Raw genomic sequence first — 22,794 nt, forward strand, 5'->3', positions numbered from 1 at the left:
ACAACTCCTTTTTACTTCATCTTCGCGATCAAATCGTCCGTCACATCGATACCGCCTTGCGGAACGGCAGACTTCACGACAACGATACCGACATTTTTTTCCTTGGCAATATCACCGAGTTTGCTTTGCATATCCGATAAAAATTGACGCTGCATGCTGGCAGCATAAATATTTAATTCCTGCTTGACTTGCTGTTCCTTTTTCTGAAAATCCTCTGCCGACATGGATTGTTGCGCTTCCTGCAGCTCTTTATTGGCAGCTTCCCGTTTTTCATCGGTCTTCTGCTTATATTGCTGAACAATAGGCGCTTCCTTTTGTACCCGCGTCATGTCGACGACACCGACTTTATCTTCACCGCCGCAACCTGACAACAATGCTGTCGTCAGCATGAAAAGTGCTGCCGCCGCTAATCGTTTTCCTGATTTCTTCATCAATAAGCCTCCTGTTATGCCAGTCTGGCAATAATGTCATCCGTTATATCCAACGCCGTGCCGGTGCCTAAGTATTCGCTGAAAACCATATCAATCCCCTGCTCTTCGGCAACGGCGGCCGCTTTTTCACGGATATCGGTCATGATGGCCTCTTTTTCCGCCTTCATTTCCCCTTCTTTAGCTTCCAACTTTTCCTTCCACTCATTGTTCCAAACAGACGGATCCAGCCGCTCGCCCAAGGCTCCCATCTGCGCGGCAAAAAGTTCGTGACCGTCGTCACGGCGCTGTTGCAATTCTTTCTTTACATCTTCGGCATAGGCCGTCAGCTCCGCAGCGGCTTTTTCCTTCTCTGCCGCCATCGCCGTCGTCACGTCTTCCGGCACCGCCGCATCAGCGCTCGTCTTGTCGCTTTTTTGCAGCAATCCCTGCAATTCCGTCTGAACCGCCTGCCGCTCTGCCGCAGTAAGAGAAGCCGTCTGTAATTTCAACTGCAAATTAACGACGCGCAAATTCTCTTCTTCCGTTAATAACGGCCCGTTTTTCCGGTGAGCCTTCATCAGTTCCTCATAACGACGCTGTAAACGGTCATTCAGTTCAGTCTGTTTAATTGCCACTTTGGCCTGCAGCTCCTGATCTAAGGCGGCGCCGGCCAGTCCGTCGGTAAGCGCAAATTTATCCAGCGCTTTATCGGCCAACGAAGCCTGCCGCGAATAATTCCACTGCTCAAAGCGATACTGTGCCAACAGCGAATTATATTCCATCTCCAGGCGATGATACGTACTGTAGCGCGGATGGCTCATAACGACATGCTCCAGGTCAACGTATGCATACGTAAGGCCCTGTGCGGAAGAAGCGGTCGCTTTGGAAGAAACCGCGCCGCGAGCATACGAATACCAAATACCGGCAGCAACGATAGCCGCAATGATCAATACGCCCAGAACAACTGCATATTTCCGTCTCATACGATCGCCTTGCTTACTGCGAAGAAGAACCGCTCAATTTTTTGGCTACCTGTTCCGTAATATCCGTCCCGCCGTAAAGAACGACGCGTTTATCGACGACGAGGCTCAGGCTCTTCGTATTGGCAACATCACTGACGGCGCTGTCAACCTTATCCTGCAGCCCCTTTTGAATTTCTTCCTGTTTCTGTGACATTTCCTGTTGCATCTGCAAATAAAGCTGCTGTTTCTGTTCATCAGTCATATTGGCGGACTGACTTTCAAATTTCTGCTGCATTTCCTGTGAAGCCGCCTGATATTGTTTTTGTGCGTTCGCCAAATCTTCGCTGTCCGGAGAAAATACTTTGCTCATATCAACAACACCGATATTGCTCGACGGCGCGGCATTGACGGGATTTCCGGTCTGCATGATGGCGATTGCGGCAACGCTCAAGACAAAAATAAACGCTACGGCAGCAGAAAATATTTTAACATTTTTTTTCTTACCCATTTCTGACATCATAATTGTTGTTCTCCTTTTATTCAAAAAATTATAAATAACCAATCACACGAAGCCACTGATCATGGTCGGCAACGACATATTCCAAGCCGATATAATCGTGGATCTTATATCCCAGTGCGAATTCATTATCGTGGTGCGTCAAATCGTGGTCATACCTGCCGTAAAACCGCCGGTTCAATTCTTGCCGCAGCCAGAGATGATGACTGCCGTCTTCCGTTTCATACTGGTAACCGGCACGGAAAGACCCGCTGCGATAAAAATAACCGGGAATGAAATTCCACGTCAGCGCCGAAGGCTTGAATTCCACTTCACCGTAAAATTCGTGATGGACCCCGAGCTTGCGGCCGAAATGCGCTTTCAGTACCGTGTTCTCATCACCCTTGTAGCCGTCTCCTTCACGGCGGTTCACATCAATGTACGCAGCCGCCTGGATATCATAAAAATCCGTTTCTGAACGAAGATGGATTCGCATGTTTTCACCCATCTCGACAGTCGGCAAAACGCGGAGCTTATACTTGCGGATAACCCATTGCGATGCCAGTGTTTTCCGCAAATCCTCCTGCACATCACCGGCATGGCGCTGTACGAAGGCGACAGGCAGTCCGGCTAATCCGCCATAACGGCGTTCCGTCTGTTGCCGCGCGTTGAGAAAAATAATTTTCGGCAAATTTTCCGCTTCAAGATCAACATAAACGTTGCGTACAACAGGCAGCTTCGGCAAAAAATAAACGGCAACGGTCGCTTCTTCTCCGGGCGTGATGATGATGCGCGGATAAAACTCCGGAAGCATCGTTTCCAATTCTTGTTCCAGTACGCTTTTCGCCGCGCCGCCGGCCCAGTCCAGGGCATCGACAGGCAAGCCGATCAGCAGTTGTTCGATGAAGGTGTCAGCACCTTGCAGATCACGCAGCGCCAACTCTCTTCCCATCGCCGGCAAAGAACCGAAATCGAAATTCGTATGAACTGCATGAATCGTTTCGCCCCAAGGACGGATCTGCACTTCTAATACCGTCTCCCGTCCCGGAGCAATACGGATGTCCTCAACGGTATACCCGATGAGGACACGATTGACAATATCATTGACTGTGCGTCTGTATTGCTCTTGCTGATCCGCTATGACGCCATCATCCTGGCCGACAAACACATGCCGCCCAATCGTCTGAATACTCGCTGCAATGCGCTTTTCGACCAACGGCGGAATCGCCTCTCCCGTAGAGGAAAGGCGAACGTCGACGGCTGTCACGGCAGTGGCGGCAGCCAAGCCGGCGCCGCTGAACAGCATCACCAAGAACAGAAAGACACACCGTAGTATATGCCGTTTCATAGGGCAACCTAGAACTTGCCGCCGAAGCTGAAGTGGAACTTGCCGCCTTCAGAACCTACACCGTAATCGAGACGGATCGGCCCGATCGGCGTCGTGACCCGGAAACCGATACCGCCGGAATAATGGATCCCTTTGTTTTCATGGTACCACGGAATATTTTCCGTGCCGCCCCATGCCGAACCGGCATCGGCAAATACGACGCCTTGCACCTTCTTGACGATGGGGTACCGGTACTCGATCGTCGCGGCATACATCTTATTGCCGCGGAATTCATCGTCTTCATAACCGCGCAGCGTATCGGCGCCGCCCAAGGTGAAGAGATCATTATACGGCATATCGCCGTCTGCGATCCCGCCCATCAGGCGGACAGCAATGACCTGGGACCTGCCGACTTTATAATAGAGTCGTTCTTCGGCAAGGAACTTATAGTAATCAAAGTCGCCGCCCAGGCCGTGCCCGGCCCAGGTCGTCGTAAAGGACAGGCGCTTGCCTGACGTCGGGTCATAAACGTTATCGCGGTTGTCATAGACATGGGACCACGAAAGACTGTTCGTGCGGCCGAAGTTATGTTTAAGATAGCCATCGGTTTTAAAATTATAATCACCACCATGGTTCTGATTATAGTCATAACCGCTGCCTTCCCAGCCTGTATATTCCGTCTTTTTCGACTCTGCCGTTACAAAATCGCTGACATATTCACTGCGGACACGGCCGTAAGTGATATTGAAGCCTGACGTTTTCTTATCATACTGGGATACGGAATTCCCCTTTTCATCGTAATCTTCGTACTCTCCTTCACGGTTGAAGATATTGAATCCGATGGAATCGCCGTGATCGTTAAGCCACGGATGCGTATAGCCGAAAGTATAATTATATTTGGAATGCGTATGGCCGCCGAACTCCCAGTTGATATTCGCCTTATCGCCTGTACCGCGCAGATTCGTTTCACTCAAGCCGAGAATGCCGACCAGACCGTCTGACTGGGAATAGCCCGCACCGATAGTAACGGTACCCGTTTTCTGTTCGGCCACGTCGATTTCCATGATGACGTCATTTTGATTTTTACGCCCCGGCAGGAGACGAACGTTGACGTCTTCAAAATAGCCGGTATTATAAATCCGCTGCACGCTGCGGCTGGCCTGAGCCTTATTAAACACGTCGCCTTTCTTCATGCGCATTTCCCGCGTAATGACACGTGTCTTCGTTTTCGTATTGCCTCTGACAATGACATCTTCCAGATGACCTTCTGTCATATCAATGTGCAGGATACCTTGATCGTCGATATGAACGGAATCAATGTGGCTCATCAAATACCCGGAATTGGCCAACATCGTATTGATTTCATATACATCCTTGCTGAGAATCGTCGAATTCAGAACGGTCTCCGGCTGCACATGAATCGCCTTCATCAGATCTTCCGTTTTGATCGATTCATTCCCCTTGATTTCAATGCCGTGAACGATAGGATTCATCTGCACGGCATAGGTCAGCGCAACGCCTTCCGGTATTTCCGCGACTTGCGGCACGACAGCGGAAAACAGCCCCGTTGAACCGATGACATTCAAGTCGTGGCGCAAATAATTCAAATCGATCGTATCACCGGCACGCATAGCCAGGCGCGGCTTTATTTTTTCGCCGATCGCCTGATCCGGCAGCGGGCTGATTGCCACGGATGCGGCAACCTTGCCGACATACGGCGCCATCGCCGTATCGCTGACCAAATTGCCGTAAGGTAACGCCGCTTCCTGCGCCTGTGAAAGTATCGCTATCGGGTACTTGGGCAGAGAAGAATCGACTTGCACTTCGCCTAACCCGCCGATATAGGGTACGGCGCCCTTAGGCGGTTCAGCCAACACACCGGCAGCCGTATTTTCTTCGGTCGCCGTTTCTGCCGGAGCCTGCTGCGGAGCTATCTCCTCAGCCGGTGCGGCCGCAGCAGTGGCGCCATTTTGTCTGGCGGCGATTTCTTCCGGCGTTTCGTAACCGGTCAGCCCGGTGTTGGCGGTTGCCGCAGGCGTCGTTACCGCAGGCGTTGCGGCGGAGCTTGCGGCAGGCGTCGTCGCCGCCGCGGGAACGGCGCTGCCGTTTTGGATAGCCGCCAATTCTTCCGGCGTTTCGTAGCCGGTCAGCCCCGATTGCGCACCTGCCATCGCGGCCGTCGCCGTAGCATCCGTCTTTTCCATAACCGTCGCATTGACAGCTGCCCGTTCATTTTCCTGGAGCGGAGCCGCCGCCTTTACCGTCGTGTTCTGCCCTTCTGCAAAGGGCTCATATCCCGTCGTACCGGCGTCGCTTGTTTCGGCCCATACGGGACAAGTTATCATTGCGCTCAAAATCATTGTCGTCAGAAGTTTTTTCTTCTGTGTATTCATAAATACGCCTCCGTTACCTATTTTTTCTGTGTACTGCGCAGTGTATGCCGACCTGCTTGTACCGCTTCTTCCACTTGCCGGTCCGTAAGAACCGCCTGACCGGCACTCTCATTACTATGTTGTTCAGCTACCGAATTTGCCGTAACGGCAGTAGCGGTTGCCGGAACAGTCTCCCTTTCGTCAATTACCGGCTCCGATTCCTGAGGCGGCGGCTGCGGAACCGCTACCGGCAAAGGGGCAGGTTGAACAGGAGCAGACTCTTTCTTTATCGTCCGTGCCGCCGCACTTTCCACACTCGCCGACTGCACCGCAGGCGGCGGTACGGCCGGAACCGGCGCGCGCGCCGGCCAGAGGTAGAAAAAAGCCGCAACAAGGAAAAGCGCCGTGCCAAAAGCCCCCAAGCGCAATACTTTCTGACCTGCACCATGATTTTTGCGCAAGTTTTTCATTTCCGCTTCGGCCAAAAGTAAACTCAGTTCCCCTTTGATATCGGACTGATCGTTGAAAGAGCGTTCCGCTTTTTCCAGCCATTCTTTTGCCGATCGGACGCGCGTCGCCTTGTCGCTGTCTGCCTTGCTCATATGCTCTTACTCTCCTTTCAACATGTTCATAATATCCCGAAAGGCAGGGCGATTTAAAACAACTGTCAACAAGTTAATATTCGGAGTTATCGTACATTTCCACTGAATATCTTTCCGAAATATCAATTTTTCATCATTTTACTCATCATTTTTGCTTTCATGAATAAAACGGCTCAGCATACCGCGCACACGCCGTATGCCCCGTTTCTGCAAGCGATAGATATACGGCAGACTGACGTCCAGATCTTCTGCCAGCCGCTTTTGCTGCCGATCATGAAGATAAACGCCTTCGACGACCAATTTTTCTTTTTCCGGCAATCGCGGCAGCATGGCCGAAACATGTTCAAACAATAGTTTTCTGCCGGTCTGATCGGCCAAATCTTCACTGCCGTCGGAAAGCAATTCGGCCAGTGTGATGCCATTTTCATCGGGTTCATCAATAGATAAGGCGGCCTTTCCCTTTCCTTCGCGGTTCAGAAAATCAATGATCTCACCGCGAATACGATGCACGGCAAAAACGGAAAAAGCGACGCCGCGCCGATAGTCATAGCGTTCCACCGCCTCAATCAGTCCCAACGTACCTTCCTGCAGCGCATCTGCCAATACGTCGGCAGAGAGGTGCCAACGCATAGCCTCTCTGAAAACAAGGGGTTGATAGTGCTCGATAAGACAACGCCGTGCCGCCGCGTCAGACCGATCTTTATAAGCGATCCAAAGCGCCCTTTCTTCCGCTGCCGGCAATAATGAAATTTTTCGCAGTTCCTCCATATACGCATTCAGCAAGGATTCGGCCTCCCAGTTAAAACGTGTAGCGGTACATACCGCCGATAAAAGCGTTATCTTCAGACTTCCAGGCATTGATACTGAACATGCTCCCTAAATCATACTGCAAACCGACACGGTTGTCATTATGATTCAAGCCGAAAGCCGCAGTTATCATGAAATCGTTAAATAAGTATTTTCCCATTTCAATATTGTAATAATTTTCACCGACTTTTGCATTCTTCTCGTTAAGATCCAGCGACCCTGTCGTAACCGTAAGCATATCCAGCTTGAGGGCGTTTTTCAATCCCTCCGTAATTCCCAGACTGTTCAGCGTCATACGCAGCCCCGTTCCCAGCAGGCCCGACAGATCTTCTTTGTCCAAAGAGCTGTTATGACCGTTGCCGTTATGCAACGTAATCAAGGAGATGATCTGCTGCTTGGTCAGCGGCGGATCGGACCGCAAAATCAGGTCCATGGCGTCGGCCATGCCGCGCAGGGTCAGAAAGATCCGATAGTGACTGACGCGGCTGAAAGCTTCGACATTGATGTACGGCAACAACGTTCCTTCTTGCGTAAATTCGGCGCGGCCTTTGGTCAAACGGAAATCCGTATCCAAGCAATGGATGTTCCCCCTCTGCACGTCAAAATGCCCGGACGGAACGGGATTCGACAATGTCCCGCCGAAATGAACGGAACCGTCAACTAACAGGTCATACAAGCCGGAATGATAGAAACGGACATTCTTTCCGGCCGTGACGGAAAGATCGAGTTCCATGTCGACGGCGCTGTTTCCCGACGCGAAATTCAGCGGAATATCCAGTTTCGTATTTTCCACCGTAACGGTACCGCTTAACTTCGGCAAAGCTTCGCCCGCTGTAATCGACAATTCACCGTTAAGGGGCCCTTTATAATAATCGCTGTCCAACTGAAGCTGATTGAACAGCAGCGTTCCTTCGTACTTCGTCAAAACCGGACCGTCCCAACCGACCTGGCCTTTCAGGTCATAAAATCCCTTGTCGGCCTTTCCGCTCTTGTCCATCGTACCGTGGCTGGAAACGGTCGCCGTCGTTCCGTTAAAAAGAATATCGGCACTTATATTTTCCAGGGGATCCGCCACGCCCTTGATTTTCACCGAACCGTTTTTAACCGTAACGGCCCCGTTAATTTGCGGTGCAAGAAGATTACCCGTCAAATGCAGCTGCCCTTCCATCGGTCCGTCGGCAGTCTCGACTAACGGCGTCAAAAAGGTCAATGCATCCAAGCCGGCATGATCCAATTTAATATTCAAATCGACAGATTGATCGGCGCCGTCCCCTTTGATCGCCGCCAAGGGAATCTTTCCGGAGGCGCTGACACGATACGGGTCCCGCGCAATATAGGCCTGGTGAAGATCGATCACGCCGTTTTTGACGTTCATCAGTCCCGCCGCTTCCGTAAAGGAAATGCCGTTGATCGTACCGCCTTGCAAAAGTGCCGAAATATCGGCATCGGGAGCGTCGCCCGTACCGCTGAGCACAACGGCAAAATCGAGCGTTGTATCGACGGGAACAGTATCTTTTCCCAAGACATCCAATAAAATACGGGACGGAAAATTCTTACCGGCTATCTGCATGGAAACGGGGCCATGCATAGCGTACGTTCCTCTGGCGGCCAATAAACCGCCGCCGCTGACGGAAAGGGTCAGCGCATTGATCTGCAGCGTATCATCCGCGTAGGTGACATTGATATCGGCGGGAGCGACGGCATACCCGTCCATGACGCCGCCGCTGATCGTTCCCGTAACCTTGACCTGCGGCGCGTCGACAGTTCCGTCGAGCGCTATCTTGCCGTCTAATTTACCGCTGACCTTCGTCAACGGCAACGTGGTCAGACCGATCAGGTCGGCCAGTTCACCGCCCGTTACGGAAGCTCTTGCCATGATCCAGCCGGTAGCGGGATTATGGCTGAGATTGGCTTCATAAACACCGTTATTTTGTTTAAAATGGAAATTTGTCAAACGCAGAATTCCGCCGAAATAGCCGATATCGCCGCTCACATCCGTAATGGGTATATCGTTGATGACCAACCGGTCGGCACGAATCGTGCCCGAACCTACAGGAGCAGCAGGCGTACCGCCGATGTGCCCTTCGACCGCAAGAATCCCTGACCGTTTGGGTCCCTCTTGCGGCATGAGCCGCGATACGTCCAGGTTATTTCCCGAAATCCGGATATCCAGCGCGTCGCCGATCGATCCAGCCACGTTCAGTACGGCATCGTAAGCGGAAATCATCCCGTTCTGAACCAGAAGTACCCCGTTGGCGTAACGATAATCGGCGCGTACCTGCTGATACAGAAAACCTGCTGCCGAACCGTCGGTCAGTTCCACCGCCCCCGCGACCTGCGGGTCATCAACGGTACCGCTGACGGTCAGCGTATTATCGAGCCAGCCGGTAAGCGGCAGATCCGCTTTGCCGATAGCCGGCAGAAGCCGTTCGAGACGCATGTGCTTCGTCTGTACCGTAAGGTCAAGGCGCCGGCTGCCAAGATCCGCCGTACCGGACGCTTGATGACTGCCGTCCTGATAATACCACGCTACTTGCGGAATCGTAACGGCAGTTCCCGTCCCCAGTAAAGAACCTTCAAGCCTATCAAAGGGCATTCCCGCCGCCTCACCGGAAGACGCCGTAAAGACAACGTCCCAACGAGGTTCGCTGCCGGAAATATGCCCTGCCGCCGAAACGGTGCCGCTCAGCGGCGTTCCCAAATAAGAAGCGAAAATGGCTAAAGGAACCTTCTCCGCCGTAAAGGAAGCGGCTCCGTCACCGTTCGCCAGATGATAAGCGCCATCTGCATGAATGACGCCGTCGCCGACGGCAGCCGTACCGTTTTGCAACGTAATAACGCCATCTTGATAAAAAACATCACCTGCTGCCGAATCGACTTCTATGCCGTCGTACGACAACGCCCCGGCCGATAGGGATCCCCTGGCAGTCAAGCCCGGCAAATCGTTAAGGTTGCCGGCAAGAGTCACGTCACCGGAGACGACGCCGAGCAAGGAAACCGGAAGCTGCGGGATTCGGCTCAAATCGACGGAATCGGCATGCGCCGTCACTGCGACAGCGCCCGTTTCTTTGTCATATGTGCCGCTGCCGCTGACCGTTCCGCCGGCTACGGCAGCGTGCAGATCATCCAGACTGCCGCGCTGTCCGTCATACCGGACAACGGCGCCGGCATGTTCAATCAAAAGGCCGTCATAAGAAGCGTCATGCAGCGTCACATTTCCCTCTAAACGCAAGTTATCGACTGTTCCCCAAACGGTTCCCGTAAACCCGGCCGTACCGCTTAACGGCAAATCGGCCAAAAAACTGCGAAAGGCATCTGCCGAGAGCTGCGGCGCCGTAATATCCAGATTGAAGACAGGCGCGCCCGTATCCGTTTTGATGACGCCGCCGACGGTAACGGACTGACCGTTAACAGCGCCTGTAAGCTGTTTCAGAATAACGTCGCGTCCGTCCAGCTGCAGCCGTCCGGACAGTTCCGACAGTTCGCAGCCGTAAGCCTGCGCCGCTCCGTCCTTGAGATCGGCCTGCCCGCTCAACGACAACCCGTTATGACTCTGCACGGCACGCAGCCGAATCCGTTCCGCCCTGCCTGCCGTGATCTTGACGGCAATCGTTGCCGGCATAAAAGGCATGAGCCTCTTCAGTTCAAGGGCCTCCCCATTCACGGTCAGATCGAACTGCCGTTTCGACCGATAGTGCCCGGACAGCGATATCTTTTGATCATCTGCCAGGAACGTCGCATCGGCAGCAAGGCCCGGATAATCGCTGAAGGAAACGGCTCCCTCGATTTTCGTGCCGATGAAAACGGAATAATCGGGAAGCTGCACGCGCACGGTTCCGTCATGAACGTTAACGGTACCGCGAAAACCGGAATCGGTCTGATCCCGGTTCGGCTTAACCAACGATTCTATATTCCACGCCTGAGTCCGATCATTTTGCCAAAGATGGACGACGGCGCCGTTGATGTCGACAGTATCGACGATCGCCGCCGTTTGACTGCGCCGCAGCAGCTGCAGTGGATTCAGCGTAATGTCGACAGACTGCGCTTCCGCCGTAATGTGTCCCTGCCGATCTTTCACTACAGGCTCCCGGACGATGACATGACCGGTAAGAGAAACATCCAAGCCGGCAAACGATACCGTACCGTTTATACTTTCATTTGCAGTTTTTTGCACCAATGCGGTCACCTGAGGCAGCCACAGCCCTCTCCCTGCTGTAAAGGCCGCAACAAAGAGTACGCATATGGCGGCTATGACCGGTACGATCCATTGTCGTTTCATCCGTTACCTCTCCTGCCTGTAAAGACAACACAAAGAGAGAATTGCATCATCACAATTCTCTCCCCCTGTAGTTGAGCGGCAATGCCTGCCGCTACTGAACAACCGTATTTATCGTGCCGGACGGAATGACGACGCCGGAACGGACATCTACCCCCATAGCCTGTTCCAACGTGGCGATTCCGACATTATAATCATACAACGCCTGGATGTTATTGGTTCTCGCTTCATTCAGGCTGAGCTGCGCATCGAGGACATCCAGATTGATGCCGACGCCGGCCTGATAGCGGACAGATTGAATCTTGAAGTTTTCTTCAGCCTGATTGATAACGGTCTGTGTCGCTTCCACTTTCTGCGCCGCGCTGCGGATATTCAAGTAAGCTTTCTTCACTTCAAGCTGTACGGATTCACGCACTTTTTGCTCATTTTCCCTTGCTGTCAGCAACGATTGCTTCGCTTCCTTGATCTTGGCGTTCGTAGCGCCGCCGTCGTACAGGCTGTACGAAACGCCGCCCGTAATGGCCCAGTCGCGATTATCCCAACCGGGAAAGGACGTATCTTTCCAACCGTTGGAAGCGCCGATACTGACTGTCGGACGATGACCGGCTTCGGCAATGCCGATCGCCTCTTCCGCTTCCTGCACGGCCAAACCGGCCTGCAATACGTCAGGACGATACTTCATGGCATAATCGATCGCCTCTTCCAGCGATATCGTGTATTCATTGAAGGGCAGGCGGTGATCGGCCAAAACCAACTTAGTCTGCACCGGCAGCCCCAGAATATTATTCAAGCTGGCTTCGGCGTTGGCCACGTTATTGGCAGCCGTTACGGCGTCCGTCTTGGCATTGGCCAGGGACACATCGGAGGAAAGCACGTCTACCTTGGCAACGGTACCTACGTTATAACGGGCCGATACGTTATCAACATGCCCCTGTAAATTGGTCACCGATTCGTCGTACACGTCCTGCAATTCTTCGTACGCCAGCAGACCGTAATAGGCGGAAATGGCATTCAGCTTTGTCGCCTGTTCGACGCGCAGAATTTCTTCCTGCGCCGAAGTCTTGCTCAATTGAGCAACGGCAATATTCCCTTCCGCTTTGCCGCCTGTGTAGAGCGGAAGCGTCAAGGACAATCCGTTGGTAAACTGATTAACGGGATTGGTCGATGCGCCGCCTGAACGGCTGCTGCTCCATGTATAATCCAGTTGCGGCATTTTACTGGCCCGGGCTTCATCAATGGCGTATTCGGCCGACTTCAAACTATAATGCGCCATTTTGATATCGCGATTATAATCGAGAGCCATTTGCACGGTCTTCGGCAGGTTCAATTCGACAGCCTGGTTCGAAGCTACGTGCCCTACGACGATGACCGGATCGGCTTCTTTCTGCTTCGCCGCTTTGGCTGCCAGCTTCTGCATATCTTGCTGAATTTTTTGCGCCAGTTCTTCCCGTAAAGCAGGCGGTACATCGGCGTTTCTCTCAGCAATGAGCTTCGCCGCCGCTGCCTGCCGCACCGCTTGATCGGCCTGACCGGCGGCAACCTGCGTATTGGCCGTTACCGACTGTTCCAAGGCGACAGGCTGAACGGGCGCCGCCGCAGATGCAGCCGCACCGATGGAAGTAATCACCATTGCCGTCAAAATACGTGTATACAAATGCTTGTTCATTCAGGGTCCCCCCACATGTTCTATATAATAACTGACCGTCTTTGTTTAAAAGACATAATTGATACCGTAATAATTGCCGCCGTCACTGCGGTCCATGGGCCGCGTAAACTGGCCGAAAAGATACATATTCGAAGTCAGGCGGAACTGCGCTTTCAGCCGATACCGCCAGTCATCAGGATTATATCCTTCCAAAGACAAGCGGAACGGTTTATCGACAAAGAAATCCAAGCCGCCGCCGAGATCACCGTTGATCAGGCCGATACGACTGTCAAAAAAACGGCTTCGCCGCCCATATTGCAAATCCAGCCCCGTACCGCCGCCAATATTTTCAGCTCCCAGCAGAGCGAATGTATTGCCGCGGTACACCTTAAAATTTACGTGACCACGGCTTTCATTTTTCGTATCGTTATATAACAGGCCCACATCGCCGTCCATTTTGATGTCGCCTTTACCGCCGAAAAAATGGTTGACCTTGTCCGATATCTGCGCCGTATTGCGGAGCGTCGTCTTGATATCGGCACTGCTTTGCGGATCCGTTGCAATACTCTCCATGGAACGGGCTATGTTTTCAAAACGGCCGGATATGGATTTGATATTCCCCACAGTGGCCCGCATATTATCGGACAGGGAGCCGTCACCGTCCAGACGCTGCACCGACTCGTTCAGCGCCGTCGTCATGGCGGCCATATTGGCCGTCATTTGCTGCACATTACCGGCATTTGCTTCCATCATGCCGTTGGCGTTGCCTGTCAGCGCTTCCAGATTCTGCAGAGAGCCGCGCATGGCGGCCTGCGTCTTTTCATCGCCAATAACCGTATTGACATTACGCATCATCAGATTGACGTTAGTCAGCAATTTATCGGCGCTCTTCATCATATCGTTGACAGTCTTGGCATCACTGCCGCTCAAATAGTCGCCTTCTGCCGCCAGATTTTCACGATCTTCACCGGCTGTGATGGAAACGATCTTTTCCCCTAAAAGACCGTCCGTCGTAATCGACGCTTTCGAATCGCGGGGAATTTCCGTTCCCTTATTCAACTTGATCCTGACGTCGACACCATCCTTCGACGGCGTCACGCTCTCCACTTTCCCGACATTGACGCCGACATAGCGAACGGAGTTTCCCGGATGCAGCCCGTTGGCATCCTTGAACAGGATATGCAGCGGATAGCCCGGTTTTCCGAAAACCTCCGTATGCGCCAGAGAAACAACGACAAAGGTAAACAGCAAAACGCCGACGATAGTGACCAGGCCGACTTTCGCTTCTGCACTCCAATTCATATGGCTCTCTCTCCTTCTTCAGGAAGTACGCCGCCATGAATAAACAGTTGTACATCCCTGTTCTTTGTATGCTGAAATTCGTCTTTCGCTGCGATCAAGCGGAAGGTACCGTCAACGAGCAGCGCCATCCGGTCTGCCACATAAAAAGCCGACTCCATGTCATGTGTGACCAGGACGGATGTCGTGTGCAGGTGCCGCTGCGTATCGACGATCAGTTGGTTAATATCCCGGCAACGCAACGGATCAAGTCCCGCCGTCGGTTCGTCATACAGGATAACCTGCGGCTCCAAGGCAATCGCCCGAGCCAGACTGACGCGCTTCTTCATGCCGCCGGAAAGATCGTTCGGCATCATCTGTTCAATGCCGTCCAACCCGACGAGGTGCAGCTTTTCCCTGACCACGGCCTGCACTTCCGCTTCCGGCAAACGGCGGTGCTGCCGCAGCCCGAAGGCGACGTTCTCACCGACGGACAGGGAATCGAAAAGGGCTGAATATTGAAAGACCATGCCCATCCGCATCCGCACCTTATCCAGCTCATCCTCATTATAGGACGTAATATCCTGCCCATCAATCCACACGGAACCGCTGTTCGGTTTTTGCAGGCCGATGATGAGCCGCAGGATCGTGCTCTTGCCGGAACCGCTGGCGCCGAGTATGGCCAGGGTTTCGCCATCACGAATGTCCAGGTCAATATGATTCAAGATGACGTTTTCGCCGTAAGCGACGGTCACATCCTGAAGACGTATCATAGCTTCTCCTAATACAAAATAATGGACAATAAATAATTGCAAATGAAAATAAAGATTATCGACGTCACGACAGACCGCGTCGTCGCCTCTCCGACCCCTTCGGCGCCGCTTCTGGCGTGCATTCCCTCATAACAGGCAACGAGGGAAATAATGCCGCCGAAAAACATGGCCTTGATCATGCCGAAAGCGATATCGCTGACTTTGGTGAATAATTCGATCGAATTAATATAGGTAAAGTGACTCAATCCGGCACTGACGATAGCAACGGCATAGCCGCCGCCCGTACCGATGAGATACCCGTAAAAAGTAAGAATCGGTACCATGATCACGCAAGCGGCAAAACGGGGAACGACGAGATAGGAAATCGGATTCGTCGCCATACAACGGAGCGCGTCAATCTGCTCCGTGACCTTCATCGTACCGATTTCGGCCGTCATAGCCGCACCGACCCGTCCGGCTACGACAACGCCGGTCAGTATCGGTCCCAATTCGCGCCCCATGGCCACGGACATGATACCGCCCAACGTCGACTGGGCGCCGTAGCGGAGCAGAATATCGACGATCTGCAGCGTCATGACCATCCCTGCAAACAGCAGGGTCAGGCTGACGATCGGCAGGGAATTGACGCCTAAATGAGCCATTTGCGCGACAGTCAGCGAGCGCCGGATTTTCGGCAGCTGCCGCAAGGTCTCCACAAAAAGCATGGTGAGAACGCCTACTTGCGCGAAAACATGCAGCGTAAACCGTCCTATTTTCTCCAGTAAAACCTGCACGAACACGCCTCCTCATTACATATTAATACACCTAACTATACCATTATTGGCGGACCCTGTAAAACAAGGCGCGTCAATTGTTAGAAAACTGTGAGGAAACTTAAATACCAGCCTCAGTTTCCTCACGTTAGATGATATCATGACAGGGCATAAATATCAATTAAAAAGGAGCCTTTCAAGCTCTTTTTCCCTTTCTTTTCAAAAAAATTCCTTTCTAAAGAAAGGATTTTTTTTATTCAGCCGCATCAAAAATCGTCTTCAGCCTGGCATTGCGCCTGGCGTCGGAATTATCGCCGCCCGCATCGTCGCCGGCTTCATCGGATGCAATACCGGCAGTAGCCGACTGCATTTCTCCGTCGGCCTTTTCCTCTTCACTGATCAGGGCTTTGCCTTGTTGCAGTTTGTGGTTCTTCTTCAGTATGGCGTCCCGTTCCTTCGTGCCGACGACTTTGATCGTCAGCTGCCCGTCTCCCTTGACGATATACGGCGTCGCCAGGCGCGCCTTGGCGTCCTTGGCTTTTTCGTCACCTAGCAACTGTTTATGAGGCTTGAGCATATCTTTCGCTGCATCACCCTGCTCTTTTCCCTGAATTTTTACTTTCGGAGCGGTCTTCTTATTGTCATTGATCATGCTGACGTTTCTTTCGAGGATTTCGATAACCAAGTCGTTATTGGCGTCTTCCGTTTCAATTTCCTTTTTCAAATCAGCAAAATTCTTGTAATGGCGAAGCCGTTCAATAATCTCGTCCGTCAGATTATACCGCTGTTTTTCGATCAGGTACGGCAACGGTACGACGCCGCCGCCGCGAATTTCCAGAATCATGTCCCCTTTCGGCTGGTCTTTCGGCACGGTAAAGGTCATTTCCCTGATCTCGTCTTCACCGCGGAAAGGGTGGAGCGTCACCTTGAAATAAACCGTATCACCGGGACTGACGACGACGGGACCGGCTGTCGCGTCAATAATACGCGCCGATTTTCTGGCCTGCGTAATATCGACCTTCATGTCTATGTCCAGAACGGGATAGTCGATGAATTCATTGTGTTTCAGTATATCCAATACGGTATATAATTCATCGATGCTTTTCTCATTAATGTTATCTTCGGAATAATACATATTGTGACGCGTAATATCCTTGTCCCTGCCTTCGGCGGAACGGATCGTATACGTCAGCGACGCCGTGCCGCCGCCGTTGCGATCAATCGTCTTATTCACCGTGTTATATACGGTTGTCGCCGCCAGGACAGGCGTCAGTTCATTGTCTTCAATGAGTTTCACGTGCCGCAGACTTTCCGTATCGGTGTCGTTGTCCCGTACGCGAATGAATTCGGGGATACCCGGCGCCAACCGATTGCAGACGCCGGCGATTCCGGCGCCGCGGTCCTGCAGCACCGAGCCGACTTCCGAGCCGATGGACCCTAATTTAAATGAACTCTGCAGGTTATTGACGATCGTAAAGATATAGGCATTATGCATGAAATAATCCATGCTGCCACGCTTCAGAAAGGGGTGTCCGAACGCGACGATGTGGTCACTGTCAACATAAGTTACGGTGCCGATGGCGCCGAGCTTCATGTCACCGTTGACGAAAGCCGCCGCCACGGAACTGCCCGGCTCCAGGGGCCACGCCGTTTCATCGCCGGCAGCCGTCGCCGTACTAACGGGGACGAAATGATACTGCGCCAACTTTCCCTTCATCCACTCCAGTGAAATCCCGTCAAACCCGGAAGCCATCAGCGGCGTAGCTATCGGTATCAGTCCTGCTTCTCGCGCATTGAAAGGCCGGATTTCTTCCTTCGTCGGTACATTCCACAATTTCACCATATCCGCAATCGGCGTGATCATACCGACTTTGGAATTCGTAAATGACCAGCCGTAAGCGACGGCGCCGACAAGTTTGCCGTTCACGTACACGGGACTGCCGCTCATGCCCTGCGCGATCCCGCCGGTTTCCTGCATCAAATCGCCGGAAAACCTTGCCAGAACCAGGTCTCCCGAAGGCCCGCTGTTCTTCATAACACCGAGTATCTCTACGGGAAACGACTCAATTTTCCTGCCGTGAACAACGGTCTTGGCATAGCCTGTCATCCCCGGTTCGAGGTCTTGTATATTCATGAACTCTTCAGCTGCCGTTCCGGGCGCTGAAAAAGCGTTCAGGCAAAGGGCGGCCGCACAAGCCGCCAATACGGAAAGAAACCGTTTTCCCATCATGTTCACCGCTTATTTCTCTTCCAATACGACGACAACTGCGCCCGATTCGACGGAAGCGCCTGCCGCCACGTGAACGCTTTTCACCGTTCCGTCGCCGTTGGCGCGAGCCGCCGCCATGGGGCCTGCCAGGGAATCGACCGTCACCAGAACATCGCCTTCTTTAACGGCTGTACCGACAGGCGTGACGGAAACGACGTTACCACTCAATACGGATGTATACGGCACATCGGCCGCCGTCGCCGACGCACTGAACAAAGAACCTGCCAACCCTAACGCCGCCAATACTTTATATTCTTTTTTCATTGTTTTTCCTCCTATCGTAAATCTTCAAAACTGTCCTTCAGCCGGTCCAGTTCCAAAAGGGCCTTGCCGGCGCCGTTAACGACGCACAAAAGCGGATCGTCACTGAGGTATGCCGCCATCCCCGTCGTTCGGGAAATGAGCCGGTCAAACCCGTCCAGGAGCATGCCGCCGCCAGTCAGGACAATGCCGTGATCGGCAATGTCGGCAGCCAGTTCTGGCGGAGTTTTTTCCAAAATGGATACGACTGTCCGCAGAATCCGTTCGATCGGTTCCTGCAGGGCCAGGCGAATTTCCTGTGAATCGATGTCGACAGTCGTGGGCAGACCCGTTTCCGTACTCCTGCCCCGCACGTCTGCCGTCAGATTGCGGCCGTCAGGCAACGCCGTGCCGATCAGCGTCTTCAATTCTTCCGCCGTATGGTAGCCGACTGTAATATGCTTTATTTTTTCCAAATAATGGATGATCGCTTCATCAAAGGTATGGCTGCCGATACGCAGCGACTCGCTGATAACGATGCCGCTGAGACTGAGAACGGCCACATCTGTCGTACCGCCGCCCATATCGATCACCATGGAGCCGTTGGAAGCGGCAATATCAAGGCCGGCGCCGAGAGCCGCCGCCAGGGGCTCTTCCATGACGACAGTCTTTCTGGCCCCCGCCTGAATAGCCGCTTCAATGACGGCACGGCGTTCAACATTAGTAACGCCCGAGGGTACGCAGATGATCATCCGCGGCTTGCAGAAAAGCTGTCGGCCAATAGCCTTGCGGATATAATATCGCAGCATATACTCCGTTGCGTCATAATCGGCAATGACGCCGTATTGCAGCGGATGATAGGCCCGAATATTGCGCGGCGATCTGCCGATCATCGCCTTGGCTTCCTGACCGATGGCGACAATCCGGTAGTCCGTTGTGTCAACGGCAATAACGGACGGTTCATTGACGACAACGCCGCGTTTCTTTACATAGACGATAATATTTGTCGTCCCCAAATCGATGGCAACGTCCGTTCCCAGCCAGTAAGCAGGCGACAAGTACCGCAACGGCGACAAGGCATGTATAGTTTTCTTATTCTTCGTCGCTATTGATTCTGACAATATCTGCACCTAGCCTTTGCAATTTTAACACAAAATTGTCATAACCCCTGTCAATATGATAGAGTGAGCCGATTTCCGTCTTCCCCTCAGCGACGAGTCCGGCCATGACCAAGGCGGCACCGGCGCGGAGATCTGTCGCATTGACGCGTCCCCCCTGCAGGTGGGGCACGCCCTCGACAATAGCGCTGCGCCCTTCGATGCGGATCTTGGCGCCCATACGTTTGAATTCTTCAACATGCATGAAGCGGTTTTCAAAAACCGTTTCCGTGACGACACTCGTTCCTTTGCAAATCGTCGTCAACGCCATAAACTGGGCCTGCATATCCGTCGGAAAACCGGGATAAGGCAATGTTTTGATATCGACAGGCTTTAAATCGCTGCTGCCGATGACGCGAATCCCTTCAATCTCTTCTTCAACGGTGGCGCCGGCTTCTTTCAACTTGGCGACTAACGGCTTTAAATGTTCCGACAAGGCGTTTTCCACGTAAACGTTGCCGCCCGTCATGGCCGCACCGACCATAAAGGTTCCGGCCTCAATGCGGTCGGGGATAACGGAATGAGAAGCGCCGTGCAGCTCCTTTACGCCTTCGATGCGGATCACATTCGTACCGGCGCCGCGAATATTGGCGCCCATACTGTTCAAATACGTCGCCAAATCGACGATTTCCGGCTCTTCGGCGGCATTCTCGAGAATGGTCCGCCCTTCTGCCATAGACGCCGCCATCAGGATGTTTTCCGTCGCGCCGACACTGGGAAAATCAAGATATATCTGCGCCCCCTTCAGGCCGTCGGGAACGGATGCTTCTATATCGCCGTCGGCCAGATCAATGACCGCTCCCATCGCTTCGAAAGCCTTTAAGTGGAGATCGATCGGCCTAGCGCCGATGGAACAGCCGCCGGGAAGAGATATTTTGGCGTGCCGTTGCCGCGCCAGCAACGGCCCCATAACCAGGAAAGACGCGCGCATGCGGCGCACCAGATCATATGGAGCAACGGAATTGTTCAAATTACTGCCGTCCAAGACGAGCGTTCCTTTACAGGGATTTTCTATTTTTACGCCTAAAGAATGGATGACGTCACAAACAGTATGAACATCATCCAACTTGGGAATTTCCGTTAATGTACTTTTCGTCACGCCCAACATGGATGCGACAATAATGGGCAACACAGCATTCTTCGCACCGCTGACGCGAACCGTCCCATGCAGCGGCTTACCACCATGAACAACAAGCTTCTCCAACTTCCGTGCCTCCTAAAGGTGCTTATATATGAGATGAACACATCACAACACTAGCAGTGATCGTAAAAATCTTGCTATTGAGTTATTGTACCATAAATAGCATAAAACGAAAAGAGTGGCCTCGCTGACAAGGCCGCTCTTCTATTCCGTTCCCGCTTCATTTCGTTTTCAACGCATATCTGCAAAAAACCGGCGGACGCCCTGCCGTATTGCCGGCAGTCGCCCATACAGATTATTACCGGGGCATTCTGTACGGCAAAGATCGCGATGGCCGACGATAGTGCGCCGGCTCGGTTCCAAATCATAGCGATCACAAAGATACGCCGTTAAATTGGCGACAGACTGCAGCTGCGCCGCCGAAGGCTTCGCCGTTTCAAAGTTTCCGGCGGCGCAGATACCGACGGAGACATCATTAGCGCCCAGGCAATGGGCGCCGACCATATCCATGGGTCTGCCGGCTTCGATCGTGCCGTCTTTCCTGACGATGAAATGATAGCCGACACCGGCCCATTTGTTCGCCAAATGCCAGGCATGTATGTCGGCGGCACCGACGTCCCGATCCGGCCCGCCGGCGTGGTGGATGATGATCATTGACGTCATGCGGCGGCGTATCAGCTTTTCGCTGAATGCCAACTCGGTTTTGACGACAGGCGGCGCTTTGACGCGTCTTCGCCCCGTGCCTCCCTTTGCCGATGCTGTCAGGGGGAATGCCATGACAGCGGCCAAGACCATCGCTGTCCTTTTCAAAAAATCTCTTCGCCCCATATCGACCCTCCCGCTTCTCCAAATTCCTGTCGCAGCAGGTCAAACAAAAGAGAGCCGCTCCGCCTGGGATCCGCTCTCTTCGTGAACCTCGTTTCTTCGCTGTTTACGGCAGCGCCGCGACACCTGAACGTGCCGTGTACGGGCCGCATTCCGGCACATAAAACGACTGCGCAGGACTCTCTTTACGTAAAACTCCTTAATAAATCGATTATTTTAAACTGGTATAAATCTTTTCCAAGTTTTCTTTCATCCGATCCAAATACGACTCTCCCTTTTCATTGCTTTCCATCGTTTCGATCGGTTCCACTTTAGCGCCGACTTCCTTGGCCAGCGTTTCGGAAACGGCAGGGCTGACCATGTCTTCGGCAAAAATGGTAGTTACCTGATTTCTGCGGCAATAATCGGTCAATTCGGCCAACTGCTGGCTACTCGGCTCACCTGCGGCAAAAACATCTTCAACGCTGTTCTGTTCCAAGCCGAAATCACGGCACAAATAGGCGAACGCCGCATGACCGGTCACAAACTGTTTCTTCTGCACATGTTGGAACTTGCCTACATATTCGTCTTGCAACGCTTTCAGCTGCGCCATATATTCTTGCGCATTTTTTTCATAAAAATCTTTATTTTTCGGGTCCGCCTGGATCAATCCGTCGGCAATATTGCGGACTTCGATCTGCGCGCAGGAAAGGCTTAGCCAGCAGTGAGGATCATACTGCCCATGTTCTTTGATTTCTTCTTCATCTTCATTGACTATCGGCTGAACGCCCTTGGACGCGTCGACTTGTATCAATTTATCGTTGCCTGCCGCCTCGACGGCTTTGTCCTTCCAGCTTTCCATTCCCAAACCGTTATACACAAACACCTTGGCGCCGGCCATATCCTTCAGGCTTTTTGTCGTCGGTTCAAACTCATGGGGTTCCGTTCCGGCAGGAATAATCGTCTTAACCGTCACTTTATCTTTGCCGACAGCTTTGACAAATTCCCCTACGGCGTCAAAACTTACGGCTACCTGCAGCTTTTCGCCCGACTGGGCCTTATCCGCGTTGGCACCGTCTTGGCCGCAACCTGCCAGCATCGTTACCATTAATGCGGCTCCCAACAGCGCCGTGATCCATTTTTTCAAGATCATCATCTCCCTTTGTCATTTTAAAATTGCAAATGCAAACCATCCGCGTTTACTAAAAAAGAATATCACATTCATCTTTCACTGTCAATAAAAACACACGCTGTTGATACCGGATGCAGACGTTAGTCACCCTGTGCGATCCGTATCTTTTAAAAAATCATTCTTAATTTCTCTTCCTGCCCTATGCCCAAATAAGTGCGGCGCATTCTTTCTCGTCAAGACTGCCGGAAGCGCCTCTTTATCATCATAATCAGCTCTTTGCACTCCAATCTTTATGCGCACTGCGCCGGCTATAGCCGTTATCGACGGCAATAAAAACATGCCATTTGCTGC

The 22,794-nt window shown here is 52.6% G+C and carries 19 protein-coding genes; all 19 read right to left on the bottom strand.

Features of this window, described 5'->3' with window-relative positions; genetic code table 11:
* Positions 1–11: 11 nt before the first annotated feature.
* Complete coding sequence (locus HMPREF1250_RS08245) at positions 12–431, bottom strand: OmpH family outer membrane protein (RefSeq protein ID WP_023054215.1); 420 nt, start codon at positions 429–431, stop codon at positions 12–14.
* Between the two features lie 14 nt (positions 432–445).
* Complete coding sequence (locus HMPREF1250_RS08250) at positions 446–1,393, bottom strand: OmpH family outer membrane protein (protein ID WP_023054208.1); 948 nt, start codon at positions 1,391–1,393, stop codon at positions 446–448.
* A 13-nt stretch (positions 1,394–1,406) separates the two neighbouring features.
* Entirely contained in the window at positions 1,407–1,892 is a 486-nt protein-coding gene (locus HMPREF1250_RS08255; protein ID WP_023054159.1) for an OmpH family outer membrane protein, read from the bottom strand.
* 28 nt (positions 1,893–1,920) lie between these two features.
* Positions 1,921–3,216, bottom strand: a complete 1,296-nt coding sequence (locus HMPREF1250_RS08260) for a hypothetical protein (RefSeq protein ID WP_231391303.1) — start codon at positions 3,214–3,216, stop codon at positions 1,921–1,923.
* Between the two features lie 8 nt (positions 3,217–3,224).
* Positions 3,225–5,588, bottom strand: a complete 2,364-nt coding sequence (locus tag HMPREF1250_RS08265) for a BamA/OMP85 family outer membrane protein (RefSeq protein ID WP_023054153.1) — start codon at positions 5,586–5,588, stop codon at positions 3,225–3,227.
* A gap of 17 nt (positions 5,589–5,605) precedes the next feature.
* On the bottom strand, positions 5,606–6,169 hold the full coding sequence (locus HMPREF1250_RS08270) for a hypothetical protein (protein ID WP_023054152.1): 564 nt from the start codon (positions 6,167–6,169) through the stop codon (positions 5,606–5,608).
* A gap of 138 nt (positions 6,170–6,307) precedes the next feature.
* Positions 6,308–6,952: a sigma-70 family RNA polymerase sigma factor gene (locus HMPREF1250_RS08275; protein ID WP_023054209.1), complete on the bottom strand. Its 645-nt coding sequence runs from the start codon at positions 6,950–6,952 to the stop codon at positions 6,308–6,310.
* 16 nt (positions 6,953–6,968) lie between these two features.
* Complete coding sequence (locus tag HMPREF1250_RS08280; RefSeq protein WP_023054164.1) at positions 6,969–11,255, bottom strand: translocation/assembly module TamB domain-containing protein; 4,287 nt, start codon at positions 11,253–11,255, stop codon at positions 6,969–6,971.
* A gap of 91 nt (positions 11,256–11,346) precedes the next feature.
* The gene (locus HMPREF1250_RS08285) at positions 11,347–12,918 is read right to left on the bottom strand and encodes a TolC family protein (RefSeq protein ID WP_023054191.1); all 1,572 of its coding nucleotides are present in this window, start codon (positions 12,916–12,918) and stop codon (positions 11,347–11,349) included.
* 45 nt (positions 12,919–12,963) lie between these two features.
* Positions 12,964–14,199, bottom strand: a complete 1,236-nt coding sequence (locus HMPREF1250_RS08290; protein WP_023054213.1) for an MlaD family protein — start codon at positions 14,197–14,199, stop codon at positions 12,964–12,966.
* Positions 14,196–14,948 carry an ABC transporter ATP-binding protein gene (locus tag HMPREF1250_RS08295; protein ID WP_023054203.1) on the bottom strand — a complete coding sequence of 251 codons (753 nt, stop codon included), beginning with the start codon at positions 14,946–14,948 and terminating at the stop codon, positions 14,196–14,198. Before HMPREF1250_RS08295 ends, HMPREF1250_RS08290 begins: the two co-directional genes overlap by 4 nt.
* A gap of 8 nt (positions 14,949–14,956) precedes the next feature.
* Positions 14,957–15,721 carry an MlaE family ABC transporter permease gene (locus HMPREF1250_RS08300; RefSeq protein WP_023054157.1) on the bottom strand — a complete coding sequence of 255 codons (765 nt, stop codon included), beginning with the start codon at positions 15,719–15,721 and terminating at the stop codon, positions 14,957–14,959.
* Positions 15,722–15,953: 232 nt separating this feature from the next.
* Positions 15,954–17,930, bottom strand: a complete 1,977-nt coding sequence (locus HMPREF1250_RS08305) for a SpoIVB peptidase S55 domain-containing protein (RefSeq protein ID WP_081696521.1) — start codon at positions 17,928–17,930, stop codon at positions 15,954–15,956.
* 9 nt (positions 17,931–17,939) lie between these two features.
* Entirely contained in the window at positions 17,940–18,233 is a 294-nt protein-coding gene (locus HMPREF1250_RS08310) for a hypothetical protein (protein ID WP_023054205.1), read from the bottom strand.
* Positions 18,234–18,244: 11 nt separating this feature from the next.
* The gene (locus HMPREF1250_RS08315; RefSeq protein ID WP_419177287.1) at positions 18,245–19,330 is read right to left on the bottom strand and encodes a rod shape-determining protein; all 1,086 of its coding nucleotides are present in this window, start codon (positions 19,328–19,330) and stop codon (positions 18,245–18,247) included.
* Positions 19,302–20,570, bottom strand: a complete 1,269-nt coding sequence (murA, locus tag HMPREF1250_RS08320; protein WP_023054192.1) for a UDP-N-acetylglucosamine 1-carboxyvinyltransferase — start codon at positions 20,568–20,570, stop codon at positions 19,302–19,304. Before murA ends, HMPREF1250_RS08315 begins: the two co-directional genes overlap by 29 nt.
* Positions 20,571–20,738: 168 nt before the next feature.
* Positions 20,739–21,335 carry a peptidoglycan recognition family protein gene (locus tag HMPREF1250_RS08325; RefSeq protein ID WP_023054175.1) on the bottom strand — a complete coding sequence of 199 codons (597 nt, stop codon included), beginning with the start codon at positions 21,333–21,335 and terminating at the stop codon, positions 20,739–20,741.
* A 208-nt stretch (positions 21,336–21,543) separates the two neighbouring features.
* Positions 21,544–22,461, bottom strand: coding sequence for a metal ABC transporter substrate-binding protein (locus tag HMPREF1250_RS08330; protein ID WP_036243075.1), 918 nt, complete (start codon positions 22,459–22,461; stop codon positions 21,544–21,546).
* Positions 22,462–22,587: 126 nt separating this feature from the next.
* A partial coding sequence (locus tag HMPREF1250_RS12080; protein WP_231391304.1) for a hypothetical protein occupies positions 22,588–22,794 on the bottom strand: 207 nt, incomplete at its 5' end.

Origin of the sequence: Megasphaera vaginalis (ex Srinivasan et al. 2021) (assembly GCF_000478965.1) — a bacterium.
Taxonomy (GTDB): Bacteria; Bacillota; Negativicutes; order Veillonellales; family Megasphaeraceae; genus Megasphaera; species Megasphaera vaginalis.